This window comes from Patulibacter americanus DSM 16676 (assembly GCF_000420025.1).
In the GTDB taxonomy this organism is placed as follows: domain Bacteria; phylum Actinomycetota; class Thermoleophilia; order Solirubrobacterales; family Solirubrobacteraceae; genus Patulibacter; species Patulibacter americanus.
Window position 1 is genome coordinate 1 of sequence record NZ_ATUD01000008.1, and the last position, 21,284, is coordinate 21,284.

A 21,284-nucleotide genomic window follows, 5' to 3' on the forward strand; every position below is an offset into this window, starting at 1 on the left:
CGGCTACGGCGACTACGCCCGGGCCGGGTTCCTCCAGCTCCTCGTCGTCGCGACCCTGACCCTCGCCGTCGTCGGGGTCGCCGCCCGTCACCGCGACCGAGCCGTCCGCGGGCTGCTCGCCGCACTCTGCGTGCTCACGCTCGTCGTGCTCCTGAGCGCCCATCTGCGGCTGCGGCTCGTGGAGGACGTCTACGGCCTCACGCGCGTGCGCTACGGCGGCCACGCCGTTCTGGTCTGGCTCGCGGCGGTCGTCGGCCTCGTGCTGTTGGCGGGCGCCCACCCGGCCGTCGCCCGCCGCGCCCCGCGTGCGGTGCTGCTGCTGGGCCTCGCCGGGGTGCTCGCGTTCTCCCTGTCGAACCCCGACGGGCGGATCGCGGGCTCGATCGTGGCCCGGGCCGCCGATGGACGCCCCGTCGACCTGTCCTACGCGCAGGGCCTGAGCGCCGACGCCCTGCCCCGCCTGCGCACCCTGCCGGCCGACCGGGGCGGCGGGCGGGTCCGGGCGCGGGTGGAGGCGCGGCTGGGGCGCGGGGACGGCCTGGGCGGGCTGAACCTCAGCCGCTGGACGGCGCGCTGAGCGCCCGGGTCCGGCCGTGCCCGGTGCGAGGATGCCCGCGTGCTCCCGCCCTTCGCCCCCGTGGCGCTGCCCCACGCGGACGGCCCTCCGCTGCTGCTGCGGCCCGCGACGCTCGCCGACGCCGTGCCGCTGGCGGCGCTGGTGGCGGCCGACGTCGAGCACCTCGGCGAGCACCTGGGGTGGCCCGCGACGACGACGACGCCGGAGGGCGCGGCGGCCTTCATCGACCCGTACCTGCGCCGCGACGACGGCCGCGAGCAGATGCTGCTGCTGGCGGACGGCGACGCCGTGGTGGGCGGGACGGTCCTCCTGCACCACGATCCGCGCGTCGGGGCGATCGAGGTCGGGTGCTGGATCGGGACCGGCTACGAGGGCCAGGGGCTCGTACGTCGCGCCGTGCTGGCGACGATCGCGCACGCCCGCACCGCCCTGGGCAGCCACCGGGTCGTCTGGACCGCCGCCGCCGGCAACGTCCGCTCCCGGGCCCTGGCGGAGCGCCTCGGATTCCGCCACGAGGGCCGGCTGCGGGGCGCCGGGCTGCACCGCGGTGAGCACCACGACCTCGACGTGCTGGCCCTCGTGGGGGACGAGATCGACCGGGCCCTCGGCGCGGTCGACCGTCCCGTCAGTGCGTCTGGCTCGTGAGCGCCAGCCCGACCACCCCGGCCGCCACGAGCGCGACGCTGAACAGCCGCGCGGGGGAGGCCGACTCGTGCAGCCACACCACGCCGACGATCGCGGCGCCGATCGCGCCGATGCCCGTCCAGACCGCGTAGCCGGTCCCGACGGGCAGGTCGCGCAGCGCGCGGGCGAGCAGCAGCATGCTGGCCAGCAGCGCGACGACGAACACCCCCGTCTCGAGCGGCCGGGAGAAGCCGTCGGAGCGCTTGAGGGCGATCGCCCACACGACCTCGAAGAGGCCGGCCGTCACCAGGGAGAACCACGCCATGGTGGGGTCCTTTCGGGCGCCGTCGTCACTCCGGGTACGGCGCACCTCGTCCGGGCGACCCCGCGCTTCGGGGCCGCCGATCGACGGTAGCACCGGCTTCGACCCGCCCGCCACGCGCTCCGCGGCGACGCTACGGTGCGGCCATGCTGCCCAGACGCCGCCGCAAGCGCCACGGCACCCGGACCCGGGGCCTCGCGGCCGCCGCCGCCACGACGACCGTCGCCGTGATCGGGGCGGAGGTCGTGCACCTGTGGCGTCGTCGCCGCGCCCGCCCGGCCGGAGGCGACGACGGCGTGCCGGACCCGGCGCTGGTGGCCCGCGAGGCGATCGACGTCGTGGTCGCCGGCCACCGCGCCGGTACCGCGAACGAGACGGCCGTGCTGCACCTCTTCGTCTCCTTCGGGACGACGTTCGCGGTCGCCCGCGCCGTCACGCACTCCATCCGTCGCGGGATCGGCCCGGCGCGCAACGTGCGCATCGGCGAGCGGCACATCCACCACTTCGTGCCGGGCATCCTGCTCGCCCTGCTGTCGGGCGGCCTGTCGATCGGCCTGCGGCACGAGCCCTCCGACGCGTGGCTCGCGGTCCCCTTCGGCGTCGGCTCGGCGCTCATCATCGACGAGACCGCGCTGCTCATCGAGCTCTCCGACGTCTACTGGTCCGACCGCGGCGTGCTCAGCATCGACGTGGGCCTGGGGGCGACGACCGCGCTGGCCTGCCTGGCGCTCCTCGTCCGCGTCGTCCGGCGCGGCGAGCAGGTCGTCCACGCCGACGTGCGCCCGCCGTCGGCGGCGGCATCGACGCTCCACCGATGAGTTCGGTGGGCGGCCCCGGTCCCCCAACCATGAGCACTTCCACGGGCACCACCACCGTCGACAACATCGGGGTCGCGATGTTCTCCGTCGCCGACCAGGACGCCGCGATCGCGTTCTACACGGACAAGCTCGGGTTCGAGCTGCGCGCCGACGTGCCGTACGGGGAGCACGGCGACGTGCGCTGGGTCGAGGTCGCCCCGCCCGGCTCGACCGCGCGGCTGGCCCTGAACCCGCCGATGGGTGGGGAGCCGGGCGGCAGCGGGATCGGCGTCGAGACCCCCGACGCGCTCGCGGAGTGGGACCGGCTGCACGCCCTGGGCGGCGTGGACCTCGACCCGCGCCCGCAGGGCGCCGGTCCGGGCGCGCCGCTGCTCTTCATGCTGCGCGACCCCGACGGCAACCACGTCGCCGTCGTCCAGGTCTGACCCCGGCGCCGGCAGGCCAGGGCGGGGGCCGGGGCGCGACGCGCGCCCCGGCGGGAGCGGTCTAGCGCTCCTGCAGCATCTCGGCCGCGAGGAACGAGAGCTCGAGGGACTGCTGGGTGTTCAGGCGCGGGTCGCACGCGCTCTCGTAGCGGGAGCCGAGCTGCTCGTGCGAGATCGCCTGGCCGCCGCCCAGGCACTCCGTGACGTCCTCGCCGGTGTGCTCGACGTGGATGCCGCCCGGGTGCGTGCCGAGCGCGCGGTGGACCTCGAAGAAGCCGCGGACCTCGTCGACCACCCGGTCGAAGTGGCGCGTCTTGTGGCCGCTGGGCGACTCCTCCGTGTTGCCGTGCATCGGGTCGCACTGCCACACGACGGTGTGGCCGGAGTCGCGCACCGCCTCGACGATGGGCGGCAGCGCCTCGCGGACGTTGCCGTTGCCCATGCGGGCGACGAGGCAGACCCGGCCGTCGATCTTGTGGGGGTCGAGGACCTTGAGCAGCGCGAGGGCGTCGTCCGGGGTGGACTTCGGCCCGAGCTTCACGCCCGTCGGGTTCGCCGTCAGCGCCGCGAGGGCGACGTGCGCGCCGTCGAGCTGGCGGGTCCGCTCGCCGATCCACAGCTGGTGCGCCGAGAGGTTGTAGAGGCGGTCGTTCTCGAGCCGCAGCAGCGCGCGCTCGTAGTCCAGCACGAGCATCTCGTGGCTCGCGTAGACCTCGGTCGTGTGCAGCGAGGTGTCGTCGACGCCGCACGCCGACATGAACCGCAGGCTGCGGTCGATCTCGTTCGCGACCCGCTCGTACTTCGCGCCGGCGGGGGACTGCGCGACGAAGTCCATGTTCCACTCGTGCACGCGGTGCAGGTCCGCGAGGCCGGCGCCCGTGATGGCGCGCGTGAGGTTCATGGCGGCGGACGCGTTCGCGTAGGCGCGGAGCATCCGGACGGGGTCCGGGCGGCGACCCTCGGGCGTCGGCTCGAACGCGTTGACCATGTCGCCGCGGTAGGAGGGCAGGCCCAGCGCGTCGACGTCGGACGAGCGCGGCTTGGCGTACTGGCCGGCGATGCGGGCGAGCTTCACGACCGGCATCGAGGTGCCGTACGTGAGCACGACGGCCATCTGCAGCAGCGTGCCGATGGTGCCGCGCAGGTGGGCCTCGGTGTTGTCGGCGAACGTCTCGGCGCAGTCGCCGCCCTGGAGCAGGAACGCCTCCCCGCGCGCCACGGCGCCCAGGCGCTCCTGGAGCCGGTCGACCTCGGCGGGGAGCGTCACGGGCGGTACCGCCTCGAGCATCCGGCGGACGCGCGAGGTGTAGTCCGCGTCAGGCCACGACGGCTGCTGCAGCGCCGGTCGCGCCAGCGCGTCGTCGAGCGCGGTGCGCAGCGCCGGCGGCAGCGGCGGCAGGTCGGGCAGCGACTCCGCGGGGATGTCGATCGTCCAGTTCACACCGGAAGCGTACGGGGCGCGGCGCCGTGGCCGCGTGCGGTGGGCGATCGGGGCTCCCCGGTGGCCCTCCGGCGGGCTGCGGGGGGCGCCCGACTCAGCGGTCGTACGAGGCCTGCTGGAAGCGCAGCCCGGCGAGGATCTGGTCCACGCGGGCGTCCGACAGCCGGCCGATGCGGTCCGTGAGCGCGACCTTCGGCGCGGCGGCGAGCTGCGAGACGACGACCACGCTGGGCCGCTCGAGCCCACCCTCGCCCGGGTCGAGCAGCACGTTGCCGGGCTCCGTCGCCCGCCGGCGATTCGACGTCAGGGCGCAGACGTTGACCGTCAGGATCCGGGAGCGGTTGAAGACGTCGTCCGAGACGACGACGTGGGGGTGGGGGATGCCGGGGATCGCCCCGCCCGTGGTGGCGTCGTGGAACCAGAAGAGCTCCCCGCGGCGGATCGCGTCGCTCACGCCCCGACGAACGCCGGGGCCACGTCCCCGATCGCCTGGTCCAGCAGCGCGACACCGTGGTCGATCTCGGCCTCCGTCGCCGTCAGCGGCGGCGCGATGCGGAACGCGCCGCCCATCTCGCGCAGCTGGACGACGTTCATGTGCAGGCCCAGCTCGAGGCAGCGCGCCGTGACCGCCACGCCCAGGTCGGGGTTCGACGCCTTCGTGGCCCGATCCGTGACGAGCTCGAGCCCCTGCAGCAGCCCGCGGCCGCGCACGTCGCCGACGACGGCGTGGCGGTCCTGGAGTCCCAGCAGGCCACGCCGCAACCGCTCGCCCTTCCCCCGCACCTGCGCGTTCATGTCGTCCCGCTGCAGCACGTCGAGCACGGTGTTGCCGACGGACGCGACGAGCGGGTCCGAGGCGTGGGTGGTGAAGAAGAGGAAGCCCCGGTCGTGCGCGCGCTGCTCGATCTCGGCGCTCGTGATCACGGCCGCGAGCGGCAGTCCGGCGCCGAGGGTCTTCGACAGCGTGAGGATGTCGGGGACCACGCCCTCGTGCTCGAAGGCGTAGGTGTCGCCCGTGCGGCACAGGCCGGTCTGCGCCTCGTCGAGGATCAGCAGCATGCCGCGCTCGTCGCACTTCTCCCGCAGCGCCCGGAGGTAGCCCGGAGGCGGCACGAGGACCCCGGCGCTCGAGAGGACCGGCTCGACGATGCACGCCGCGAGACTGCCGGAGGACTGGGCGTCGACCATCGCGAAGCCCAGGTCGAGCTGGCGGCGCCAGTCAAGCTCGCCGTCGGCGTCGACGACGTCGGGCCGGTAGGTGTCGGGCGTCGGGATCGCGAGGTTGCCCGGGGCGGGCGGGCCGTAGCCCGGGCGCGCGGCCGAGTACGTGGCACCCGCGGCGCCGAGCGTCATCCCGTGCCACGAGCGGCTGAACGAGACGACCTCGTAGCGGCCCGTCACGAGCTTGGCCATCCGGATCGCGGCCTCGTTGGACTCCGCGCCCGTCGAGAGCAGCAGCACCTTCTCGAGCGGGTCCGGCAGCGACTCCGCCAGCCGCCGCGAGAGCTCGAGCACCGGAGGGCTCAGCATGCCGCTGAAGAGGTGGTCCAGCGTGCCGGCGGCCTCGCGCAGCGTCGCGACGATCTCCGGGTGGGAGTGGCCGAGGATGGCGCTCATCTGCCCCGAGGTGAAGTCCAGGAGCTCGCGGCCGTCCGTCGTGTGCAGCCAGCTGCCCTCGGCGCGCTCGATGACCACCGGCGAGAACGAGGGGCAGTACCGCAGCACGTGCTTCTGCCCGGGCACCCCGGCCGCGACGAGGGATTCCGGGGAGCGCGAGACGGCCATGGCGGCACCGTACGCGTGCGGGACCCCGTCGTCCATGGCCGGACGGACGAGCCGGACGGCAGGCGACCCGCCGGGCCGGCAGACCGCGGGACGCCCGACCGGACCGCGTGGACGCCGGTCCGCCCTGTCCGGGCGTGGACGGGCCCACGCGCCCCCGGCACGCCCGGGGGCTACGGTGGCCCGGTGCCGCTCCCGCCACAGGACCACCCGCAGGGTCCGCACGACGTCGTCGGCATCGACGTCGGCGCCGCTCGCGTCCACGGGGTGCGGCTCGACCCCGGGTGTCGCCTGGTCGACGCCCGCGACTTCGCGGCGGACGACCTGGAGGCCGTCGTCGCGTGGGCCGGCGGAGCAGGGGTCGCCGCGATCGACGGACCCGACGCCGCGAGCGTCGGCGCGCACGCCGGCGACACGACCCTCGCGCCGAAGTTCCGCGCGGCGCGTACGGGCGAGGTCGCACTCGGGCGCCACCACGGCCTGTGGGTCTCGTGGGCCACGCCGCCTGCCCTGCCCGCGGGCGGGTGGATGGCGGTCGCGGCCGCCCTGCACCATGCGCTGTCCGCCGCGGGTGCCGAGACCCTCGAGGTCTACCCCCACGGGGCCTTCCGCGAGCTCGCCGGCGGGGCACACCTGCCGAGCAAGCGCACGGGCGACGGCCGCGCGCGCCGGGCCGAGCTGCTGTCCGCGGAGATCGCCGGCGCCGACCGGCTCGCGGCGAGATCGCACGACGCCCTCGACGCCGCGGCCGCCGCAGTCGTCGCGGCGGACCGCCGCGCCGGCCACGCCGTAGCCGCCGGCCCGCGCCCGGGCGACCCGCCGGGCGACGACGGCTCCCGGATCTGGCTGCCGCGACGGCGGTGAGCCGGGCTCAGCCCGCGGTGTACCGGTAGAAGCCCTCGCCGGTGGCGACGCCGAGCTTGCCCTGGTCGATGAACCGCTCCTTGACCAGCGCCGCGAACTCGCGCTGCTTCGGGCTCTCCGAGACCGCGGAGATGTTGTACGCGGTGGTCAGGCCCACCACGTCGAAGATCTGGAACGGGCCGGCGGGGGCGCCGGTGCCGATGCGCCAGGTCTTGTCGATCGTCTCGACGTCGGCGACGCCGTCGACGTAGAGCTGCGAGGCCGCGTTGAGCAGCGGCACGAGCAGCGAGTTCAGGACGTAGCCGGGCTGCTCCTTGTGCAGCTCGATGGGCTCCATGCCGGTGCGTGCGGCGAAGTCGACCACGGCGCGGTAGACGGCGGGGTCGGTCTGCTCCGTGCCCATGACCTCGGCCGTGTTGTGCAGCCAGATCTCGTTGGCGTAGTGCAGCGCGAGGAAGCGGTCAGGGCGCCCCGTGAACGCCACGATGGCGCTCGGCAGCAGCGTCGAGCTGTTCGTGGCGAAGATCGTGCGCTCCGGGGCCAGCTCGCCCAGCCGGGTGTAGACGTCGCGCTTGAGCTCGAGCGACTCCGGGACGGCCTCGATGACGAGGTCGGCGTCGCGCACCGCCGCGCCCAGGTCGGACGTCGTCGCGATGCGGGTGAGGGCGGCGTCGGCGTCGCCCTCACCGGGGAGGTCCTGGGCGTAGCGGCCGGCGAGGCCGCGGAAGCGCTCCTGCGCCGCCTCGAGGATCTCGTCGCTGATGTCGTAGGCCGTGACGTCGAGGCCGTGGAACGCCGTCTGGAACGCGATCTGGGCGCCGAGGACGCCCGTTCCGAGGACGGTGACCTTGGTGATGCTCTGCTGGGTCATGGTGCTGCCTTTCGTCGGTCAGCTCTGGATGGGTGAAGGGGAGGGACCCGCGGGACGACGGGGCGGGTTCGCAGGCGGGCCCGGCGTGGGTTCGTGGTCGGGCGCGCGGCGCATCAGACGGACGAACACGTCCGCGGCGTCCGGGGCCAAGGCACGGATGGCACCCGGGCCGTCGGGGGCGGCGCGCTGCACGAGCTCGTTGACGGAGGCGACGGCGGCGAGGGCCCGCGAGGGGGTCAGGGGCTCGGCGCCGGGGTCGGACGCAGCGAGCTCGACGCTGTTCTGCGCGACGGCCTCGGCGAACCGGTCGAGACCGTCGCGACGTGCCCGCCGGGCCTCGGGGCCCGCGGACGCGAGCTCGAGCAGCGACGCCCGCTCCCCGGCCGACGACGTGACCATCGCCTCGAGGTAGGCGTCCATCGTGACCCGGACCCGGGTCGGCCACGGGGTGTCGGGACCCGACTCCCGGTGCGCCCGCATCAGGGCGTCGACCAGACGGTCGAGCACCTCGTGGTGCAGCGCGAGGAGCGCCTCGTCCTTGTCCGGGAAGTGCGCGTAGACCGTGGTGCGCGAGGCGCGTGCCGCGGCGGCGATGTCGGCGATGGTGGTGGCCGACCAGCCCTTGGCCGCCACCGCCTCGGCGACCCCGCGGAGCACCTGGCGGCGCTGCTGCGCCCACCGCTCGGGATCGTCACGCTTCGGCATCAGTACGAAATCGTACCACTGCGTCGTCGGCGGACTGTGCCTCCCCTCCGCCGACGCGGGCGGCACCGAACCGGCGCACGTATCGGCGCTGCCAGGGCGTTTCGACGGCCCGACGGTGGTAGTGGGTCCGAGTCCACTCCACCGCGAGGCCCGCGTCGAGGCCGGCGAGCTGGGCGAGACAGGCGATCGCGGTGCCGGTGCGCCCGCGACCGCCCGAGCAGACGACCTCCACCCTGACGCCGGCCCTCGCGCGGGCCAGGGCCTCGGCGAACGCCGTCCGGGCGTCGCTTCGATCCGTCGGCAGCCAGAAGTCCGGCCAACGCACCCAGCGGTGGGGGTGGCCCGGGTCGGGCGGCGCGGCGCCGAGCAGGAACAGCGTCCAGTCCGCCCGCTGCGGTGCCGGGCCGGCCCGCAGCCCGCGGCCGCGCACCCGCGTCCCGTCCGGCAGTACGACCAGGCCGGGCCCGTCCTCCCATCCCATGTCGCCATCGTCACACGCGCCGTGCGCGCCGTCGCAGGGATACGCTCGCCCGATGCCCCAGGTCCTCGTGTTCCAGGGTCGCGCCGGCGACCACAACGACCGGGGGATGGCGGGCGCGGCCGTCGTCGGGGCGGCGCTCGCCGGCCGGCTCGGCGTCGACCCGATCGTGGTGGGCACGCCGGAGCCCGCGACGAGCGGCACGTGGGACACCGAGCTGCCCGCCGCGCTGCCGGCGCTGCGCGCGCTCGCGGCCGCCCACGAGAGCGTGCTGGCCGCGGGCGACGTCCCCGTGAGCGCGCTGTCCCGCTGCGCCGCCGGGCTGGCGACGGTCCCGACCGTCGCGGCACGGCATCCCGACGCGCGGATCGTCTGGCTCGACGCCCACGGCGACCTCAACACGCCCGCCGGGTCGGCGAGCGGCTACCTCGGCGGGCTCGTCCTGAGCGCCGCCGCGGGCTGGTGGGACTCCGGCCTCGGCGCCGGCCTGGACCCCGCCAACGTCGTCCTCGTAGGCGCCCGGGATCTCGACGCGGCGGAGCAGGCGCTCGTCGACGACGGGACGATCGCGCTGGCCGCGGGCCCCGATTTGCTCGACGTGCTCGACCGCCACGTCGGGAAGCACCCCGTCCTCGTGCACCTGGACTGCGACGTGACCGAGCCGGGCCTGCTGCCGACGGAGTTCTCCGTCCCCGGCGGCCTGGACCTCGCGGCCCTGCGGGCGGTGGCCGAGCGGCTGGCGCAGAACCCCCTCGCGGGCCTGGAGATCGCGGAGTTCGAGGCCCAGGGCGACCCGACGGACGGCCAGGCCCGTGCCGCCGCGCTGCTCGACGCGATCGCCCCGCTGCTGGACCGCGCTGCGCGGGGCTGAGCAGTCAGCCCCGCCCCCGTCCCTCAGTTCCGGCGGAGCACGAAGACGTCCTGGTTGCCGAGCAGGCCGCCCTCGACGTACAGCTCGACGGACCACGCCGGGGTGACGGTGGACAGCACCCACTCCGGGAGCAGGAACGTGTGCCCCCAGTCGGGGCTCTCGACGCCCCAGTCCCCGCCGTCGCCGAAGGGGTCGAAGAACCAGGTCCCGCCCTCGGCCATGCTGCGTTGGGCGGAGAGCACGTGCTCCTCGGAGAGCCCCGGGTCCGCGCCGAGGAACACGTTCAGCGCGTGCCAGCCGTGGGTCGTCGCGAGGAGGTGGCCGCCGGGACGGATGACCCGGTGCATCTCATCGAGCCAGCGGACGGCGGCCGGCGGCGAGAAATGCGACCAGATCGAGATGGCGAACGCCGCGTCCAGGACGGCGTCGTCCAGGGCGAGCGGCGGATCATCCTGGCTGACGAAGAACGTCCCGTCCAGCTCGCGATCGGCCCACGCGACCGCCGCGGCGTTCGGGTCGCAGCCGTACCACTCCACGTCCGGCCGGGCGGCGATCAGGGGCCGGAGCACCCGCCCGGACGAGCAGCCGAAATCGAGCACGCGTGCGCCGTCCCCGAGCGCGACCCCGGCGGTCGCGAACGTCTCGGCGACCATGTCGGCAACGCGCGGCGCTCCGGCGGCGGCCATCGGTCCGCGGTCCATCGCGTGCACGTCCTCGGGCGGATCGTGCGGCCGCATCCCGATGGCGTCGATCGCGGCCTCGTCACGGGCGTGGAGGGCCAGCTGGAGGAGGGCCGCCGCGCGGTCGCCCTCGCCCGCGGCCTCGAACTCGGCGCGGGTGGTCGCGTCGAGCCCGCCGAGCAGGCGCTCCTGCTCGCTCGCGGACAACCGGCCCGCCAACGCGCCGGAGATCGCCGGACCCGCCGGGGCGGGCACGGCGTGCCGCCGACCGACGAGGTCGAGGAGCGCCCGCCGGGCGCTCGACGACTCCACCGCGCTCCGCGCCGCCTCCGCCGCCCGGCGCGCCGCCGCCTCACGGCCTTCGACGGTCCCGCGCACAGGACCGAAGGCCAGACCACGATCGATGAGGTTCCGGGCGCGTCGCCGGCGAGCCAGGCTCTCGAGCATGCCCGGCACTCTATGACGGCGCCGCCGTCGTCGGCCCGTCCTCCCACGCGCGGGGCCCCACGAGGGCGTGGGAGTAGCGTCCTCCGAAGGAGGGGCGACGCGGACCGCCGCCCCTGGGTCGGTACGAAGGGACCAGCATGAGCAGCACCACGGGGACGGCGAACATCGGGGTCGTCGGGTTGGCGGTGATGGGCGCCAACCTGGCCCGCAACCTGGCGGGGCGCGAGGGCAACACCGTCGCGGTGTTCAACCGCTCGCCGGAGCGGACCCGCCGGCTGGTGCAGGAGCACCCCGAGGCCGGGTTCGTCGCCAGCGAGGACCTCGACGACTTCGTCGCGTCCCTGAGCCGGCCGCGCACCGCGATCATCATGGTCCAGGCCGGCAAGGGCACGGACGCGGTCATCGACGGGCTCGCGGAGCGCTTCGAGGCGGGCGACATCATCGTGGACGGCGGCAACGCCAACTTCGAGGACACGATGCGCCGCGAGCGCGCACTGCGCGAGCGCGGGCTGAACTTCGTCGGCGTCGGCATCTCCGGCGGCGAGGAGGGGGCGCTGCGTGGCCCGTCGATCATGCCCGGCGGGTCCGAGGAGGCGTACGCGACGCTCGGCCCGATCCTCGAGACGATCGCGGCGCGCGTCGACGACGAGCCGTGCGTCACCCACGTAGGGACGGACGGCGCGGGCCACTTCGTGAAGATGATCCACAACGGCATCGAGTACGCCGACATGCAGCTGATCGGCGAGTCCTACGACCTGCTGCGCCGCGTCGGCGGGCACGACGTCGACGCCATCGCCGACGTCTTCGGGGCGTGGAACGACGGGGACCTGCAGAGCTACCTCATCGAGATCACGGGCGAGGTGCTGCGCCAGCGCGACGCGACCACGGGGGAGCCGCTGGTCGACGTCATCGTCGACCAGGCGGGCTCGAAGGGCACCGGCGTGTGGACCGTCCAGAACGCGGTCGGGCTCGGGATCCCGGTCGGCGGCATCGCCGAGGCGGTCTTCGCCCGCGCCGTGTCGAGCAAGCCGGAGCAGCGCGAAGCGGTCCGACGGGCGGTCACCTCGCGTCCCGATCCGGTCGCGGTGGGCGAGGGCTTCGAGGACGACGTGCGCGCGGCGCTCTACGCGTCGAAGGTCGTCGCCTACGCCCAGGGGTTCGACGCGATCATCGCCGGCGCCGAGCAGTACGGCTGGGACATCGACCTGTCGGAGATCGCGCGCATCTGGCGCGGCGGCTGCATCATCCGGGCGCGGTTCCTCAACCGGATCATGGACGCGTACCGCCGTGACACCCGGCCGGCCACCCTGCTGGAGGACCCGTACTTCGCCGACGTCGTGGCGCAGGGCGAGGCGGCCTGGCGGCGCGTGGTCGTCGTGGCGGCGCAGTCCGGCGTGCCGGCCCCGGGGTTCTCGTCCGCCCTGGCGTACTACGACGCGCTCGCGTCGGAGCGCCTGCCCGCCGCGCTCACCCAGGGGCTGCGCGACTTCTTCGGCGCGCACACCTACCGGCGGACGGACCGCGAGGGCACGTTCCACACGCTGTGGTCCGGCGACCGCAGCGAGGTCGAGGCCTAGGACACCCCGCCACCGCGCCGGTGGCGCCCGCGCGGGGCGCTACCGGGGCGGCGCGGAGGTCAGGCGCGGTCGTGCGGCTGCCGCTCGCGCCGGGCGGCGCCGGGCCACGGGGCGATGAGGGCGACGAGCGCGACGACGACGAGCGGCAGGGCGCGCTCGATGCCGGAGATGGCGGTCACCGCGACGACGGAGATGACCGCGACGGCGACGATGAACAGACGGACGGTGTTCGACATGGGGGAGTCCCTTGGTCGTAGACAGTTCGTGACAAACCACACTAGCAGCGGGTCACGGTGATCGGCCAGGGCCGGTGCGTCGGTTCACCGAACGTTCACCGCTGCTGACCCTCCGCTCCGGGACGGTGGTGGACGGATGCGCGCCGGTTGTGCCGCACCGCAGCACAGCGCCGCCCGCCGTCCCGCGGACCGGCGCCCCCGATCCCCCGCCCCCCGTCGTCCGCGGCCGCCTCTGCGTCCGCGTCCGGCACCCGTTCCCGGAGCCAGGCCCCACATGGACCGTTCCCCGCTTCAGCGTCTCGATCACGTCGTCTCCGGGGGTGCCGATCCGGGCGCGCCGCCCCGGGGGGAGGTCGGGACGACGGAGCGGTTGGTGGTGCAGGTCGGCGGGGCGAGCCCGACGACCACCATGGTCGTGGCCGTCCCGCGGCCCCGACGCCCGGGGACGGGCGAGCCGGCCGGACCGCGGCGGCTCTGCGTGCTCGCGAGCCGCATACCGCTCGTGTCCGAGGGCCTGCGGACGGTCCTCGACGGCCACGAGCTGCACCACGAGGACGCCTCGCGGCCCGGGCTCGCCCGCCGGCTGCCGGAGGAGGCGCTCGTCGTCGGAGTGCCGCTGGACGCGTCGGACCCGCTCGTCGAGGAGCTGTTCTCGCTGCCGCACCCCGAGCGCGTGCTGCTGCTCCTGGACGACGTCTCCCAGCGCCTGCTCGCCGGCCGGTTGGCCAGCAGCGGCATCGGGGCGCTCCCGCTGCACGCCTCGGCGCGCGCGATCACGGCGGCGCTGCGCACGGGCTGCCCGGCCGACGCGGCGGCGCCCGAGACGGAGCACGGGCTGACCCCGCGCGAGCAGGACGTCCTGGCCGAGCTGGCCGCCGGCCGGTCCAACGCCGAGGTCGCCGACGCCCTGTGGGTGTCGGAGAACACGGTCAAGACGCACGTGCGCAACATCTACCGGAAGCTCGGGGTCACGAGCAGGGCCGCCGCGGTCTCCGCCTACGTCCGCGTGGCGCCGACCGGGGACTGAGGCCCCCGGGACGCCGTCGGGGCAGGGCGCCGCGGCGCGGCGCGGGTCGTGGTGGACGGGGTCGGGACCGCGGCGGGCGGGGTCGTGGTGGTCGGGACGGCGTGCAGCAGGAAGCGGCCCGCGGAGCGCATGGCGCCGGCGACCCGGGCGATGTCGTCCTCCGTCACCGACTCGAGGCCGGCGATCACCGCGTCCCGGTCGGGAGGCTCGCCCCACAGCAGTGCCTGGCGGGCGGCGAGCTGGGCGACCGCCGCCGGGGCGTCGAGGCTGAGGGTGGTTCGCCCGGCGAGGGCCCCGCGGACCCGGGCGAGCACGCGCGGGGGAGGCCCGTCGGCCGCGATCTCGCGCAGCGCCTCGTCGACTTCGTCGAGCAGGCGCTCCTGCACGCGCGCGCCGAGGTACGCGGACTGCAGCACGGCGACGTCGGCGTGGCAGGCCGCTCGGGCGCGGACGACGCCGGCGGGCAGGCCGAGCCGGCGGGCGAGCACGGGGTCGGGGCCCGCGCCGAGCAGGTCGGCGAGCAGGGCGACGGCGCAGCGCGTGCGCAGGTCGAGGCGGCCGTCGAGGCGGTGGATGGTGCGCGCCTCGGCCGGCAGGCCGGGCAGCCGGCCCGTCCCCGTCGCCCCCCGCGGCGCGGGCAGCGCACCGGGCTCCCAGGCGCCCGTCGGCCGACCGGCGCCGCCGCCTGCGGGCGGGTCGTCGAACCCGTCGGTGTCGATCGTGTCGAGGACCTCGGCGGCGCCCGCGAGGACCAGCACCCGGGGGGCGGGCAGCCAGGTGCGGCGCCGGAACGCGTCGACCCGCTCCGGCGTCGCGGCGCGCAGCGCGTCGGGCCGCCCGAGGACGGGGCGGCCGAGGGGGTGCTCGCCGTAGGCGTGGGCGCCGGCGAGGCGCTCGGCCTCGAACGCGCGGGTGTCCCGGTAGCCGCCGAGCTCCTGCAGCACGACGGCGCGCTCCGCCCGCAGCGCGTCCGCCGTGACGGGCCCGGGCTGCATCGCCGTGAGCAGCAGCCGCGTGGCGCGCTCGGCGGCGTCCGCCCGGGCGTGGACGTGGAAGGCGACGGTCTCGAACGTCGTCTCGGCCCCGAGGTCGGCACCGAGGCGCTCGGCCTCGCGGGCCAACTCGCGGCCGGAGAGCCGGTCGTTCCCCCGTCGGCTGGTCAGGTGCTCGAGCAGGTGCGCGTAGCCGGCCTCGGCCGGCCGCTCGCCGCGGCTCCCGCCGCGGTGGGCGAGCAGGGCGACCACGCTGCGTGCGCCCGGGACGGGCACCCGGATGACGGTCGGCGCGTTCACGGGCGACGGGCGACGAAGACGGCCTTGGGGTGGCGGAACTCGTCGAGGTCGTCGGCGAGGGTGAACGTCTGCAGGTCCATCCCGTGGGTCGCCACCAGCTCGAGGCCCGCGGCGGCGATCGCCTCGCCCATCGCCTCGGCGGTGTGGTGGCACTGCTCCTGGACGGCGGTGACCCGGTCGTAGGCCCCGTCCTCGCGGCGGGTGAACGCCTCGAGGACCGCGCGGGCGAGCATGCCCGGCGCGACCTCCGGCGGCGGGGTGAGGCCGCGCCAGACCAGCAGGTCGTTCCCGTCCTCGACGGTCGAGCTCAGTGCCCAGACCGTCGCGAAGTTCAGGAGCGTGTTGCCGTCGAGGATCAGCAGTCCGCCGGGGGCGACGTTCGCCGCCAGGGAGCGCAGCGCGGCGCGCAGGTCGTCGGGCTCGTGCAGGAAGTTCAGGACGTCGTTGACCGCGAGGACGAGCTCGTGCTCGCCGAGCGGCTCGACGGTCCGGACGTCGGCGTGCACGAGCCGCACGTCGTCGCCGACGCGCTCGCGGGCCCGGGCGAGCATCCCGCTCGAGAGGTCGAACCCGCTCACCGCGAAGCCGCGCTCCATCAGGGGCACGAGCTCGAGGCCGCTGCCGCACCCGGCGTCGAGCAGCCGCGCGGGCGGCTGCACGCCGTGCCGGGCGGCGAGGTCCACGATCGCGGTCAGCCAGGCGTCGTAGTCCACGTGCGCCATGAAGGCGTCGTAGACGGGGGAGAGCTGGTCGTAGGCGTGCTCGACCGACTGCTGCTGCGGGGTCACGAGGCTCACGGAGCCACCTCCATCAGGGGTTGGTCGCCGCCGCGGAGCTCCTGACCGCGGACGAGGCGGGCGTACGTCGGGCAGTCCGACACGAGGGCGCCGTGCCGGCCGGTGCCGACGACTTCGCCGTGCTCCAGCACGACGAGGCAGTCGGCGTCCTGCACCGTGGCCAGCCGGTGGGCGACGACCACGACGGCGCGGGTGGCGGCGAGGCGGGTGACGGCGCGCCGCACCGCCTCGTCGTTCTCCGTGTCGAGCTGCGACGTCGGCTCGTCCAGCAGGACGAGCCGGGCGTCGGAGAGGAGGGCGCGGGCGAGCGCGAGGCGCTGGCGCTCCCCGCCGGAGAGGTCGGTGCGCCCGCCGAGCTCGGCGTCGAGGCCGCCGGGCAGCGCGTCCACGGTGCGCAGCAGCTCGACCTCGGCCAGCACGGAGCGCAGGGCGTCGTCGGACGGCGTGCGCCCCTCGAGCCCGAGGGTGAGGTTCGCGCGGATCGTCCCGTCGAGCAGCGTCGCGGCCTGGTCGACGTAGGCGACGTGGCCGCGCAGCTCGGTCAGGGACCACTCGGCCGCGGGGCGCCCGCTCACGAGCAGTTCGCCGCGCGACGGGGTCTCGAACCGCTCGGCGAGCGCCAGGAGGGTCGACTTGCCGGCGCCGGAGGGTCCGACGACGGCGGTCAGGCCCGTCGCGGGGGCGCGCAGGCTGACGCCGCGCAGCACGGGGGTGTCGGGCTCGTAGGCGAAGTCGACGTCGCGCAGCTCGAGCGCGGGGGCGGCCGGGTCCAGCGCGGGGCGGGCGCCGGTGCCTGCGGGCGGCGTGGCGCCCTGGGTCTCCGTCTCCAGCTCGAGCAGCTCGTTCAGCCGGCGACGGGCACCGAGACCCGCCTGCAGGCCGCCGACGCCCATCGCGATCGCGGAGAACGGGGCGGAGAGCTGCAGCAGGTAGAGCAGGAACGCCGCGAAGTCGGCGGCGCTCAGCGATCCCGAGGCCAGCCGGGCCCCGCTGCCGACGACCACGCCGGCGACGGCGAGCTGCATCGCCAGGGTCATCACCGGGGTGATCGCGGACTGGCTGCGCGCGGCGGACATGCCAGCCCGCGCGGCGTCGCGCGACCACGTGGCGATCTCGCCCGCGACCGCGTCCTCTGCTCGCTGCGCCTTGACGACCCGGGAGGCGGTCAGGGCCCCCGTGAACGCCCCGGCGAGGCCACCGATGGCGGCCTGCTGCTCCTCCGCGCTGCGGCGCAGCTTCCGCACGACGACGACGTTGGCGACGACCGCGATCGCGAACGCGCCCAGGGTGATGAGCAGCAGGATCGGGTCCAGCAGCGCCATCACGATCAGGGCCAGCACGACGGTCAGGGCCGAGGCCGGAAGCTGGGCGACGCCGATCTCGACCACGCCGCGCAGGTGGGCCGCATCGGCCGTGACGCGGGCGACCAGATCGCCCGTGCCCTGCTCGCGTTGGCGCCGCAGCGGCAGGCGCAGGGCGTGGGAGACGAGCCGCTCGCGCAGCCCGCGGATCATGTCCTCGCCGGCCCGGGCGAGCAGCAGGCTCGCGGCCGCCGCGGCGCCGGCGCCGGCGAGGGTGAGCGCGGCCATCAGCGCGATCGGCCCCGCCAGACTGGCGTCGCCGCCGATGCGGGTGACGAGCTCGCGGACGACGAGCGGCATCGCGATCGTCGCCAGGGACGACGCCATCGCCAGCGCGAAGGCCAGGGCGATGACGCCTCGGCGGCCGGTGGTGAGGGCACGCAGCACGCTCAGCGGCGTCGCGAACGGGTCGCGCTGAGGGCCGGCGGTGGGGGCGCTCTCCGACATGGCGCAGACCCTCTCACCGCCGCCGCGCCGGGTCTGCCGCCCAAAAGGGTGAAATCGCCGGTCGCCCCATCGCCCGTCAGGAGGAGGCCGCGAAATCGCCCCGACGGGCGATGGTTTTGCGGGCCGGGCTCGGCGCAGACTGCTGGCGACATCGAGGCGGGGCCAGCACCGACCGCACCGACTGTCGTCACCCAATCCCCCTGCGGGCCCCCGCCCGCCGCGAAACGCAGAGGAGCATTCCCATGCACGCTGAGCACCGGTTCGACGATCTCCTGAGCGGCCTGACCGCCTACACGAGCGCCGAGGAGCTGACGAAGGACGTCGCCGCCGCGGACGGCTACGACGCCGCCGCCGTCAGCCCGGCCACCCCCGCGACCCCCTCGAGCTGGCCCTGCGTCCAGGCCTCGGCGAGCCTCGTCTCGTCGTCCATCACCGGCACCTGGGCCGTCGGCTGCTGAACCGCTCGGTCACGGCGGCGGCGCTCATTCACCCCTCTGGATGCAGGAGCGCCGCCGCGTGACCACGGACCTTCACGCTGTGCTCGCCGTACCGCGAGATCCGCGCCTCGTCGGCGCTCCCGTCGCCGGGCTCGGCGACGTACCGCCGGAAGTCGGCGGCGTGCAGCAGCGGCCGGGCCGCGGCGACCGCCACGACGACCTCCGCCGCGCCGGCGTCCAGCGCGCCGTAGCCGCGCAGGAACGCCCCGGCGGCGCGCACGAGCCCCTCGCGGGCGGCCGGAACCTTGACCCCGACGACCTCGGCCATCTCGAGCAGCTCGCCCAGCAGCATCCCGACCTCTGCCGCCGGATCGACGGCGCCGGCGTGCCCGTCCACGAGCACGACGACCGCCCCGTCGGCCGCGCAGCGCACGTTCGCGACGGCGGGATCGCCCAGGCCCCAGGAGCGGGTCGGGCGGTCCAGAGCGGCGGCGAGCCCCTCTTGCACGGCGTTCCAGTGCGCCTCTCCGGCGTCGGCACGCCAGCGTTCCACGAGTCCTTCGGCACCCGTGCCGGGCACGCCGGCGACGACGTCGCGCAGGCGCTCCACGCGGGCCCGGGCGACGGGCGCGCCTTTCGGCGCGGTCGCCTCGTGGGCGGTCCGCAGCGCCACGCCGAGGCGACCGGTCAGCGCCTCGAGCGCGTCGGGGCGGCCGAGCATCCCGGGGAGCACCCGGGCGAGCGCGGCGGCCGGCACGTCGCGGTGGACGGTGACCGTCCCCTCGACCTCGTCCGGCACGCGCAGGACGCCCGCGGCGCCCGCGAGCCCGTCGGGCAGCGCGACCCCGAGCGGCCCGGGCGGCGGCTCGTGCCAGTCGACGACCGCGTCGAAGCGGTCTCCCCGTCGCAGCAGCCGCGCGGTGCGGCGCCGCGACGCGTGGTCCTCGAGCACCTCGCCGTCCATCACGTCTTCCATCTTCACCCCTAAGGAGCGCCTGATGCATCCCGAACAGCCCCTCCAGGAGTCCGTGGCCCCCGAGCCGCTGCACCCCGGGCACCCCGTGCAGCTCGCCCTGGTCGACCTGGGCCTCGGCGGCCTGACCGACGACGGGCTCGAGTCGCGCCACGGCCGCAACGCCAACTGGCTCGGCTCCACGCCCGCCGGCCGGCGGCTGTTCGTCAAGCGCCTGAGCGGTCCCGGCGGCGCGGAGCGCCTGCGGCGCGAGTCCGCGTTCGCCGCGCTGCTGGACCGCGTCGGCCCCGTGGAGTTGCCGGTCCCGGACCTCGTGGGCGTCGACGCGGAGCGGCTGATCACGGTCTCCGCCGCCGTGGGGGACACCCATACCGTCGCGCACGACCTCGCCGCCTGGCAGGTCGAGCCCGCGCTGTTCTCCCGCCTGGGCCGGATCCTCGCGACGCTCCACGCGCTGCCCGTCCACGAGGCCGAGGCCGCGGGCCTGCGGCCCGAGCCGGTGATCGAGCCGGACGTCCGGCACTTCGGCGCGATCCCGTTCGATCTCGCCGCCGGCATGTCCGCCGGGATGCTCGACTTCTACCGCCTGCTCCAGCACGACGCCGAGATCGTCGCCCCCTTCACCCGCCTGCACGAGGTCGGCCCGTACGGCCCGGCCGTCGTCCACGCCGACATGCGCGTGGACCAGGTCCTGATCGGCCCGGACGGAGGACTGACCGTCGTGGACTGGGAGGAGTGCCGGATCGGTGACCCCGCCCGCGACCTCGGCGCCCTGGTCGGCGACGTCCTCTACGCCACGATGGTGAGCCTGCGCCGCGACGACGAGGCGACGGGCACCGATCTCGAGCAGGTCACCGCCCAGGCCGCCCGGCGCCTGCGGGACGACGGCCTGCCCCTCGTCCACGCGCTGCACGAGGGCTACCTCGACGCCGGTGGCCGCCGCGGCCCGGAGTTCGCCGAGCAGACGATGCGCGCCGCCGGCTGGCAGCTCTTCGACCGCGCGCTGGCCCGCGCCCAGTCCCACATCGCCTTCGCCACCCGCGACCGCGCCGCCGCCGGCATCGGCCGCCGCATGCTGCTCGACCCCGCCGCCGCGGCCAGCGCGCTCGGGTGGGTCGCCGAAGACCGGGCGACCGTCCCGGATGCGGCGCCTGACCCCGCGCCCACCGGCGACCCCGCCGAATCCGCCACCGCCGAACCCGCCCTGGAGGTCGTCCGATGACCACGCTGTCCGCCCCGCTCGCCCGGCTGCTCGACGCCGCGGAGCTCGACGAGGACGAGCTGCGCCTGCCGCTCCTGGAGGAGCCGCTCGACACGACGCTGCCGCAGGAGCAGCTCGAGGCCCGCCTGGCCGATCACCTCTACCGCCGCTGGCACGCCGGCATGCGCTCCCCCGACGGGCTGCGCGTCGCGCCGCGCGACACGAACGGCGACGGCCTGCTCGGCCCGCTCGTGCAGGAGCGCAGCCGCCAGCTGTGCCTCACGGACGGCTGGACGATCGACCACAGCGACGAGGACGGCGTCGTCGCGCACCGCGCCGACGGCCTGCGCCTGCGGTTCCCGCCGAAGGCCGCGCCCGACGCGTCTCCCGGCGACGTCGTGACCCTGCCGATGCCGTCCGTGCGACCCCTGCTCTCGCCCGGGTTCTGCATCTTCGACGGCATCCGCGGCTGGGCCGACGCGCCGAAGGGCACCATGCGGCTCTACGCCCACCTGCGGGCCGAGGACGGGTCGGACGCCCTGCGCGCCGTCATCGCCTCGCTCGACGGCCTGGGCGCGCGGTTCCGCGTCAAGGGCCTGGCCGCCTCGCGGTCCTACCCGCGCTACGACGCGCTCGTCCTCTACCTGGCCCACGACGCCGTCGAGGCGCTCGCCGCCGGCGTCGAGACGCTCACCCCGCTCGTCGACCCGACCGGCAGCTCGCCGCTGGCGGCGCCGCTGGCCCCGGGCGTCGGCTTCTCCTGGGAGCCCCTGGAGCAGGTCTGGCCGCAGCGCAGCTTCGGCCAGCACCGCGCCGGGCTGCTCGCCGCGGCGATCGCCGAGTGGACCGCCGCGGGCGGCCTGCTCGACCTGCCGGACCTGGCCGCCGACCACCTCGCGCGCGCCGGCGTCGACCCGGAGCGGCCGTGGCGCGAGTTCGCCTCGCCCGCCGACCCGGTCCTCCCGGCCCCTGCCATCGCCGCCTGAGCGACCGGCACCCCCCCAACTTCACCCGAAACACGATCCCCCAAC

Annotated in this window: 24 protein-coding genes and 1 riboswitch; of the genes, 11 read left to right on the top strand and 13 right to left on the bottom strand. The window is 75.8% G+C overall.

The window, feature by feature from the left end; genetic code table 11:
• Both F593_RS25235 and F593_RS28440 read left to right on the top strand, forming a co-directional pair.
• Window positions 1–577: DUF4153 domain-containing protein (locus F593_RS25235; RefSeq protein ID WP_033207462.1), on the top strand; the 577-nt coding region annotated here is incomplete at its 5' end.
• Window positions 578–616: 39 nt separating this feature from the next.
• The gene (locus F593_RS28440) at window positions 617–1,222 is read left to right on the top strand and encodes a GNAT family N-acetyltransferase (RefSeq protein ID WP_022929295.1); all 606 of its coding nucleotides are present in this window, start codon (window positions 617–619) and stop codon (window positions 1,220–1,222) included.
• Here F593_RS28440 and F593_RS0113595 read toward each other — a convergent pair.
• Complete coding sequence (locus tag F593_RS0113595) at window positions 1,203–1,526, bottom strand: DMT family transporter (protein ID WP_022929296.1); 324 nt, start codon at window positions 1,524–1,526, stop codon at window positions 1,203–1,205. The genes F593_RS28440 and F593_RS0113595 overlap by 20 nt on opposite strands.
• Window positions 1,527–1,539: 13 nt before the next feature.
• Window positions 1,540–1,604, bottom strand: a riboswitch (guanidine-III (ykkC-III) riboswitch).
• Between the two features lie 65 nt (window positions 1,605–1,669).
• On the opposite strand from F593_RS0113595, the gene F593_RS28445 reads away from it, so the two are divergent.
• Window positions 1,670–2,341: a hypothetical protein gene (locus F593_RS28445; protein WP_022929297.1), complete on the top strand. Its 672-nt coding sequence runs from the start codon at window positions 1,670–1,672 to the stop codon at window positions 2,339–2,341.
• Between the two features lie 29 nt (window positions 2,342–2,370).
• Window positions 2,371–2,766 (top strand): VOC family protein, encoded by a 396-nt coding sequence (locus tag F593_RS0113605; RefSeq protein WP_022929298.1) that lies wholly within the window; start codon window positions 2,371–2,373, stop codon window positions 2,764–2,766.
• A gap of 61 nt (window positions 2,767–2,827) precedes the next feature.
• On the opposite strand, the gene F593_RS0113610 is transcribed toward F593_RS0113605, so the two are convergent.
• The 3 genes from F593_RS0113610 to F593_RS0113620 all read right to left on the bottom strand — a co-directional run bounded on the left by F593_RS0113610 (window position 2,828) and on the right by F593_RS0113620 (window position 5,992).
• Window positions 2,828–4,207 carry a class II 3-deoxy-7-phosphoheptulonate synthase gene (locus tag F593_RS0113610; protein WP_022929299.1) on the bottom strand — a complete coding sequence of 460 codons (1,380 nt, stop codon included), beginning with the start codon at window positions 4,205–4,207 and terminating at the stop codon, window positions 2,828–2,830.
• A gap of 94 nt (window positions 4,208–4,301) precedes the next feature.
• Window positions 4,302–4,661, bottom strand: a complete 360-nt coding sequence (locus F593_RS0113615) for a type II toxin-antitoxin system PemK/MazF family toxin (protein ID WP_022929300.1) — start codon at window positions 4,659–4,661, stop codon at window positions 4,302–4,304.
• On the bottom strand, window positions 4,658–5,992 hold the full coding sequence (locus F593_RS0113620) for an aspartate aminotransferase family protein (protein WP_022929301.1): 1,335 nt from the start codon (window positions 5,990–5,992) through the stop codon (window positions 4,658–4,660). Before F593_RS0113620 ends, F593_RS0113615 begins: the two co-directional genes overlap by 4 nt.
• A 183-nt stretch (window positions 5,993–6,175) precedes the next feature.
• On the opposite strand from F593_RS0113620, the gene F593_RS30390 reads away from it, so the two are divergent.
• Entirely contained in the window at window positions 6,176–6,853 is a 678-nt protein-coding gene (locus tag F593_RS30390; protein WP_022929302.1) for a DUF429 domain-containing protein, read from the top strand.
• 7 nt (window positions 6,854–6,860) lie between these two features.
• Here F593_RS30390 and F593_RS0113630 read toward each other — a convergent pair whose 3' ends face one another.
• Genes F593_RS0113630 through F593_RS25255 form a run of 3 tightly spaced genes read right to left on the bottom strand, consistent with a single transcriptional unit; the run spans window position 6,861 to window position 8,910 of the window.
• Entirely contained in the window at window positions 6,861–7,724 is an 864-nt protein-coding gene (locus tag F593_RS0113630; RefSeq protein WP_022929303.1) for a 3-hydroxyacyl-CoA dehydrogenase, read from the bottom strand.
• Window positions 7,725–7,742: 18 nt separating this feature from the next.
• Entirely contained in the window at window positions 7,743–8,429 is a 687-nt protein-coding gene (locus F593_RS28450; protein WP_022929304.1) for a TetR/AcrR family transcriptional regulator, read from the bottom strand.
• Window positions 8,416–8,910, bottom strand: coding sequence for a protein-tyrosine phosphatase family protein (locus F593_RS25255; protein WP_022929305.1), 495 nt, complete (start codon window positions 8,908–8,910; stop codon window positions 8,416–8,418). Before F593_RS25255 ends, F593_RS28450 begins: the two co-directional genes overlap by 14 nt.
• 52 nt (window positions 8,911–8,962) lie before the next feature.
• Here F593_RS25255 and F593_RS0113645 point away from each other — a divergent pair, with 52 nt between their 5' ends.
• Window positions 8,963–9,778, top strand: coding sequence for an arginase family protein (locus F593_RS0113645; RefSeq protein ID WP_022929306.1), 816 nt, complete (start codon window positions 8,963–8,965; stop codon window positions 9,776–9,778).
• Between the two features lie 23 nt (window positions 9,779–9,801).
• Here F593_RS0113645 and F593_RS0113650 read toward each other — a convergent pair whose 3' ends face one another.
• Entirely contained in the window at window positions 9,802–10,905 is a 1,104-nt protein-coding gene (locus F593_RS0113650; protein ID WP_022929307.1) for a class I SAM-dependent methyltransferase, read from the bottom strand.
• A 137-nt stretch (window positions 10,906–11,042) separates the two neighbouring features.
• Here F593_RS0113650 and gndA point away from each other — a divergent pair, with 137 nt between their 5' ends.
• Complete coding sequence (gene gndA, locus F593_RS0113655) at window positions 11,043–12,482, top strand: NADP-dependent phosphogluconate dehydrogenase (RefSeq protein WP_022929308.1); 1,440 nt, start codon at window positions 11,043–11,045, stop codon at window positions 12,480–12,482.
• Window positions 12,483–12,541: 59 nt separating this feature from the next.
• Here the strand turns inward: gndA and F593_RS29940 are convergent, their stop codons facing one another.
• Complete coding sequence (locus F593_RS29940; RefSeq protein ID WP_022929309.1) at window positions 12,542–12,718, bottom strand: hypothetical protein; 177 nt, start codon at window positions 12,716–12,718, stop codon at window positions 12,542–12,544.
• 274 nt (window positions 12,719–12,992) lie between these two features.
• Between F593_RS29940 and F593_RS31095 the strand changes: the two genes are divergently transcribed.
• The gene (locus F593_RS31095; RefSeq protein ID WP_022929310.1) at window positions 12,993–13,745 is read left to right on the top strand and encodes a helix-turn-helix transcriptional regulator; all 753 of its coding nucleotides are present in this window, start codon (window positions 12,993–12,995) and stop codon (window positions 13,743–13,745) included.
• Here F593_RS31095 and F593_RS0113670 read toward each other — a convergent pair.
• Genes F593_RS0113670 through F593_RS25270 form a run of 3 tightly spaced genes read right to left on the bottom strand, consistent with a single transcriptional unit; the run spans window position 13,715 to window position 17,642 of the window.
• The gene (locus F593_RS0113670; protein ID WP_022929311.1) at window positions 13,715–15,037 is read right to left on the bottom strand and encodes a M16 family metallopeptidase; all 1,323 of its coding nucleotides are present in this window, start codon (window positions 15,035–15,037) and stop codon (window positions 13,715–13,717) included. The two genes, F593_RS31095 and F593_RS0113670, sit on opposite strands and share 31 nt — an antisense overlap.
• Complete coding sequence (locus F593_RS28460; RefSeq protein WP_022929312.1) at window positions 15,034–15,834, bottom strand: class I SAM-dependent DNA methyltransferase; 801 nt, start codon at window positions 15,832–15,834, stop codon at window positions 15,034–15,036. Before F593_RS28460 ends, F593_RS0113670 begins: the two co-directional genes overlap by 4 nt.
• On the bottom strand, window positions 15,831–17,642 hold the full coding sequence (locus F593_RS25270) for an ABC transporter ATP-binding protein (protein ID WP_022929313.1): 1,812 nt from the start codon (window positions 17,640–17,642) through the stop codon (window positions 15,831–15,833). The genes F593_RS28460 and F593_RS25270 overlap by 4 nt, the downstream gene beginning before the upstream one ends.
• 242 nt (window positions 17,643–17,884) lie before the next feature.
• Between F593_RS25270 and F593_RS0113685 the strand changes: the two genes are divergently transcribed.
• Complete coding sequence (locus tag F593_RS0113685; protein ID WP_022929314.1) at window positions 17,885–18,100, top strand: hypothetical protein; 216 nt, start codon at window positions 17,885–17,887, stop codon at window positions 18,098–18,100.
• Window positions 18,101–18,128: 28 nt separating this feature from the next.
• Here F593_RS0113685 and F593_RS0113690 read toward each other — a convergent pair whose 3' ends face one another.
• Window positions 18,129–19,055 carry a hypothetical protein gene (locus F593_RS0113690; protein WP_157251812.1) on the bottom strand — a complete coding sequence of 309 codons (927 nt, stop codon included), beginning with the start codon at window positions 19,053–19,055 and terminating at the stop codon, window positions 18,129–18,131.
• A 22-nt stretch (window positions 19,056–19,077) separates the two neighbouring features.
• Here F593_RS0113690 and F593_RS0113695 point away from each other — a divergent pair, with 22 nt between their 5' ends.
• Window positions 19,078–20,274 carry a phosphotransferase gene (locus F593_RS0113695; protein WP_022929316.1) on the top strand — a complete coding sequence of 399 codons (1,197 nt, stop codon included), beginning with the start codon at window positions 19,078–19,080 and terminating at the stop codon, window positions 20,272–20,274.
• A complete protein-coding gene (locus F593_RS0113700) occupies window positions 20,271–21,239 on the top strand; it encodes a T3SS effector HopA1 family protein (RefSeq protein WP_022929317.1) in 969 nt (322 codons plus the stop codon). The genes F593_RS0113695 and F593_RS0113700 overlap by 4 nt, the downstream gene beginning before the upstream one ends.
• Window positions 21,240–21,284: the final 45 nt, after the last annotated feature.

Coding starts and splice junctions, on each gene's coding strand:
- F593_RS0113595 (WP_022929296.1), bottom strand. CDS start 1,526: ATGGCGTGGTTCTCCCTGGTGACGGCCGGCCTCTTCGAGGTCGTGTGG.
- F593_RS0113690 (WP_157251812.1), bottom strand. CDS start 19,055: ATGGAAGACGTGATGGACGGCGAGGTGCTCGAGGACCACGCGTCGCGG.
- F593_RS0113685 (WP_022929314.1), top strand. CDS start 17,885: ATGCACGCTGAGCACCGGTTCGACGATCTCCTGAGCGGCCTGACCGCC.
- F593_RS0113645 (WP_022929306.1), top strand. CDS start 8,963: ATGCCCCAGGTCCTCGTGTTCCAGGGTCGCGCCGGCGACCACAACGAC.
- F593_RS25255 (WP_022929305.1), bottom strand. CDS start 8,910: ATGGGATGGGAGGACGGGCCCGGCCTGGTCGTACTGCCGGACGGGACG.
- F593_RS0113695 (WP_022929316.1), top strand. CDS start 19,078: ATGCATCCCGAACAGCCCCTCCAGGAGTCCGTGGCCCCCGAGCCGCTG.
- F593_RS0113620 (WP_022929301.1), bottom strand. CDS start 5,992: ATGGCCGTCTCGCGCTCCCCGGAATCCCTCGTCGCGGCCGGGGTGCCC.
- F593_RS0113700 (WP_022929317.1), top strand. CDS start 20,271: ATGACCACGCTGTCCGCCCCGCTCGCCCGGCTGCTCGACGCCGCGGAG.
- gndA (WP_022929308.1), top strand. CDS start 11,043: ATGAGCAGCACCACGGGGACGGCGAACATCGGGGTCGTCGGGTTGGCG.
- F593_RS31095 (WP_022929310.1), top strand. CDS start 12,993: ATGGACCGTTCCCCGCTTCAGCGTCTCGATCACGTCGTCTCCGGGGGT.
- F593_RS0113630 (WP_022929303.1), bottom strand. CDS start 7,724: ATGACCCAGCAGAGCATCACCAAGGTCACCGTCCTCGGAACGGGCGTC.
- F593_RS25270 (WP_022929313.1), bottom strand. CDS start 17,642: ATGTCGGAGAGCGCCCCCACCGCCGGCCCTCAGCGCGACCCGTTCGCG.
- F593_RS29940 (WP_022929309.1), bottom strand. CDS start 12,718: ATGTCGAACACCGTCCGTCTGTTCATCGTCGCCGTCGCGGTCATCTCC.
- F593_RS28445 (WP_022929297.1), top strand. CDS start 1,670: ATGCTGCCCAGACGCCGCCGCAAGCGCCACGGCACCCGGACCCGGGGC.
- F593_RS0113650 (WP_022929307.1), bottom strand. CDS start 10,905: ATGCTCGAGAGCCTGGCTCGCCGGCGACGCGCCCGGAACCTCATCGAT.
- F593_RS0113605 (WP_022929298.1), top strand. CDS start 2,371: ATGAGCACTTCCACGGGCACCACCACCGTCGACAACATCGGGGTCGCG.
- F593_RS28450 (WP_022929304.1), bottom strand. CDS start 8,429: ATGCCGAAGCGTGACGATCCCGAGCGGTGGGCGCAGCAGCGCCGCCAG.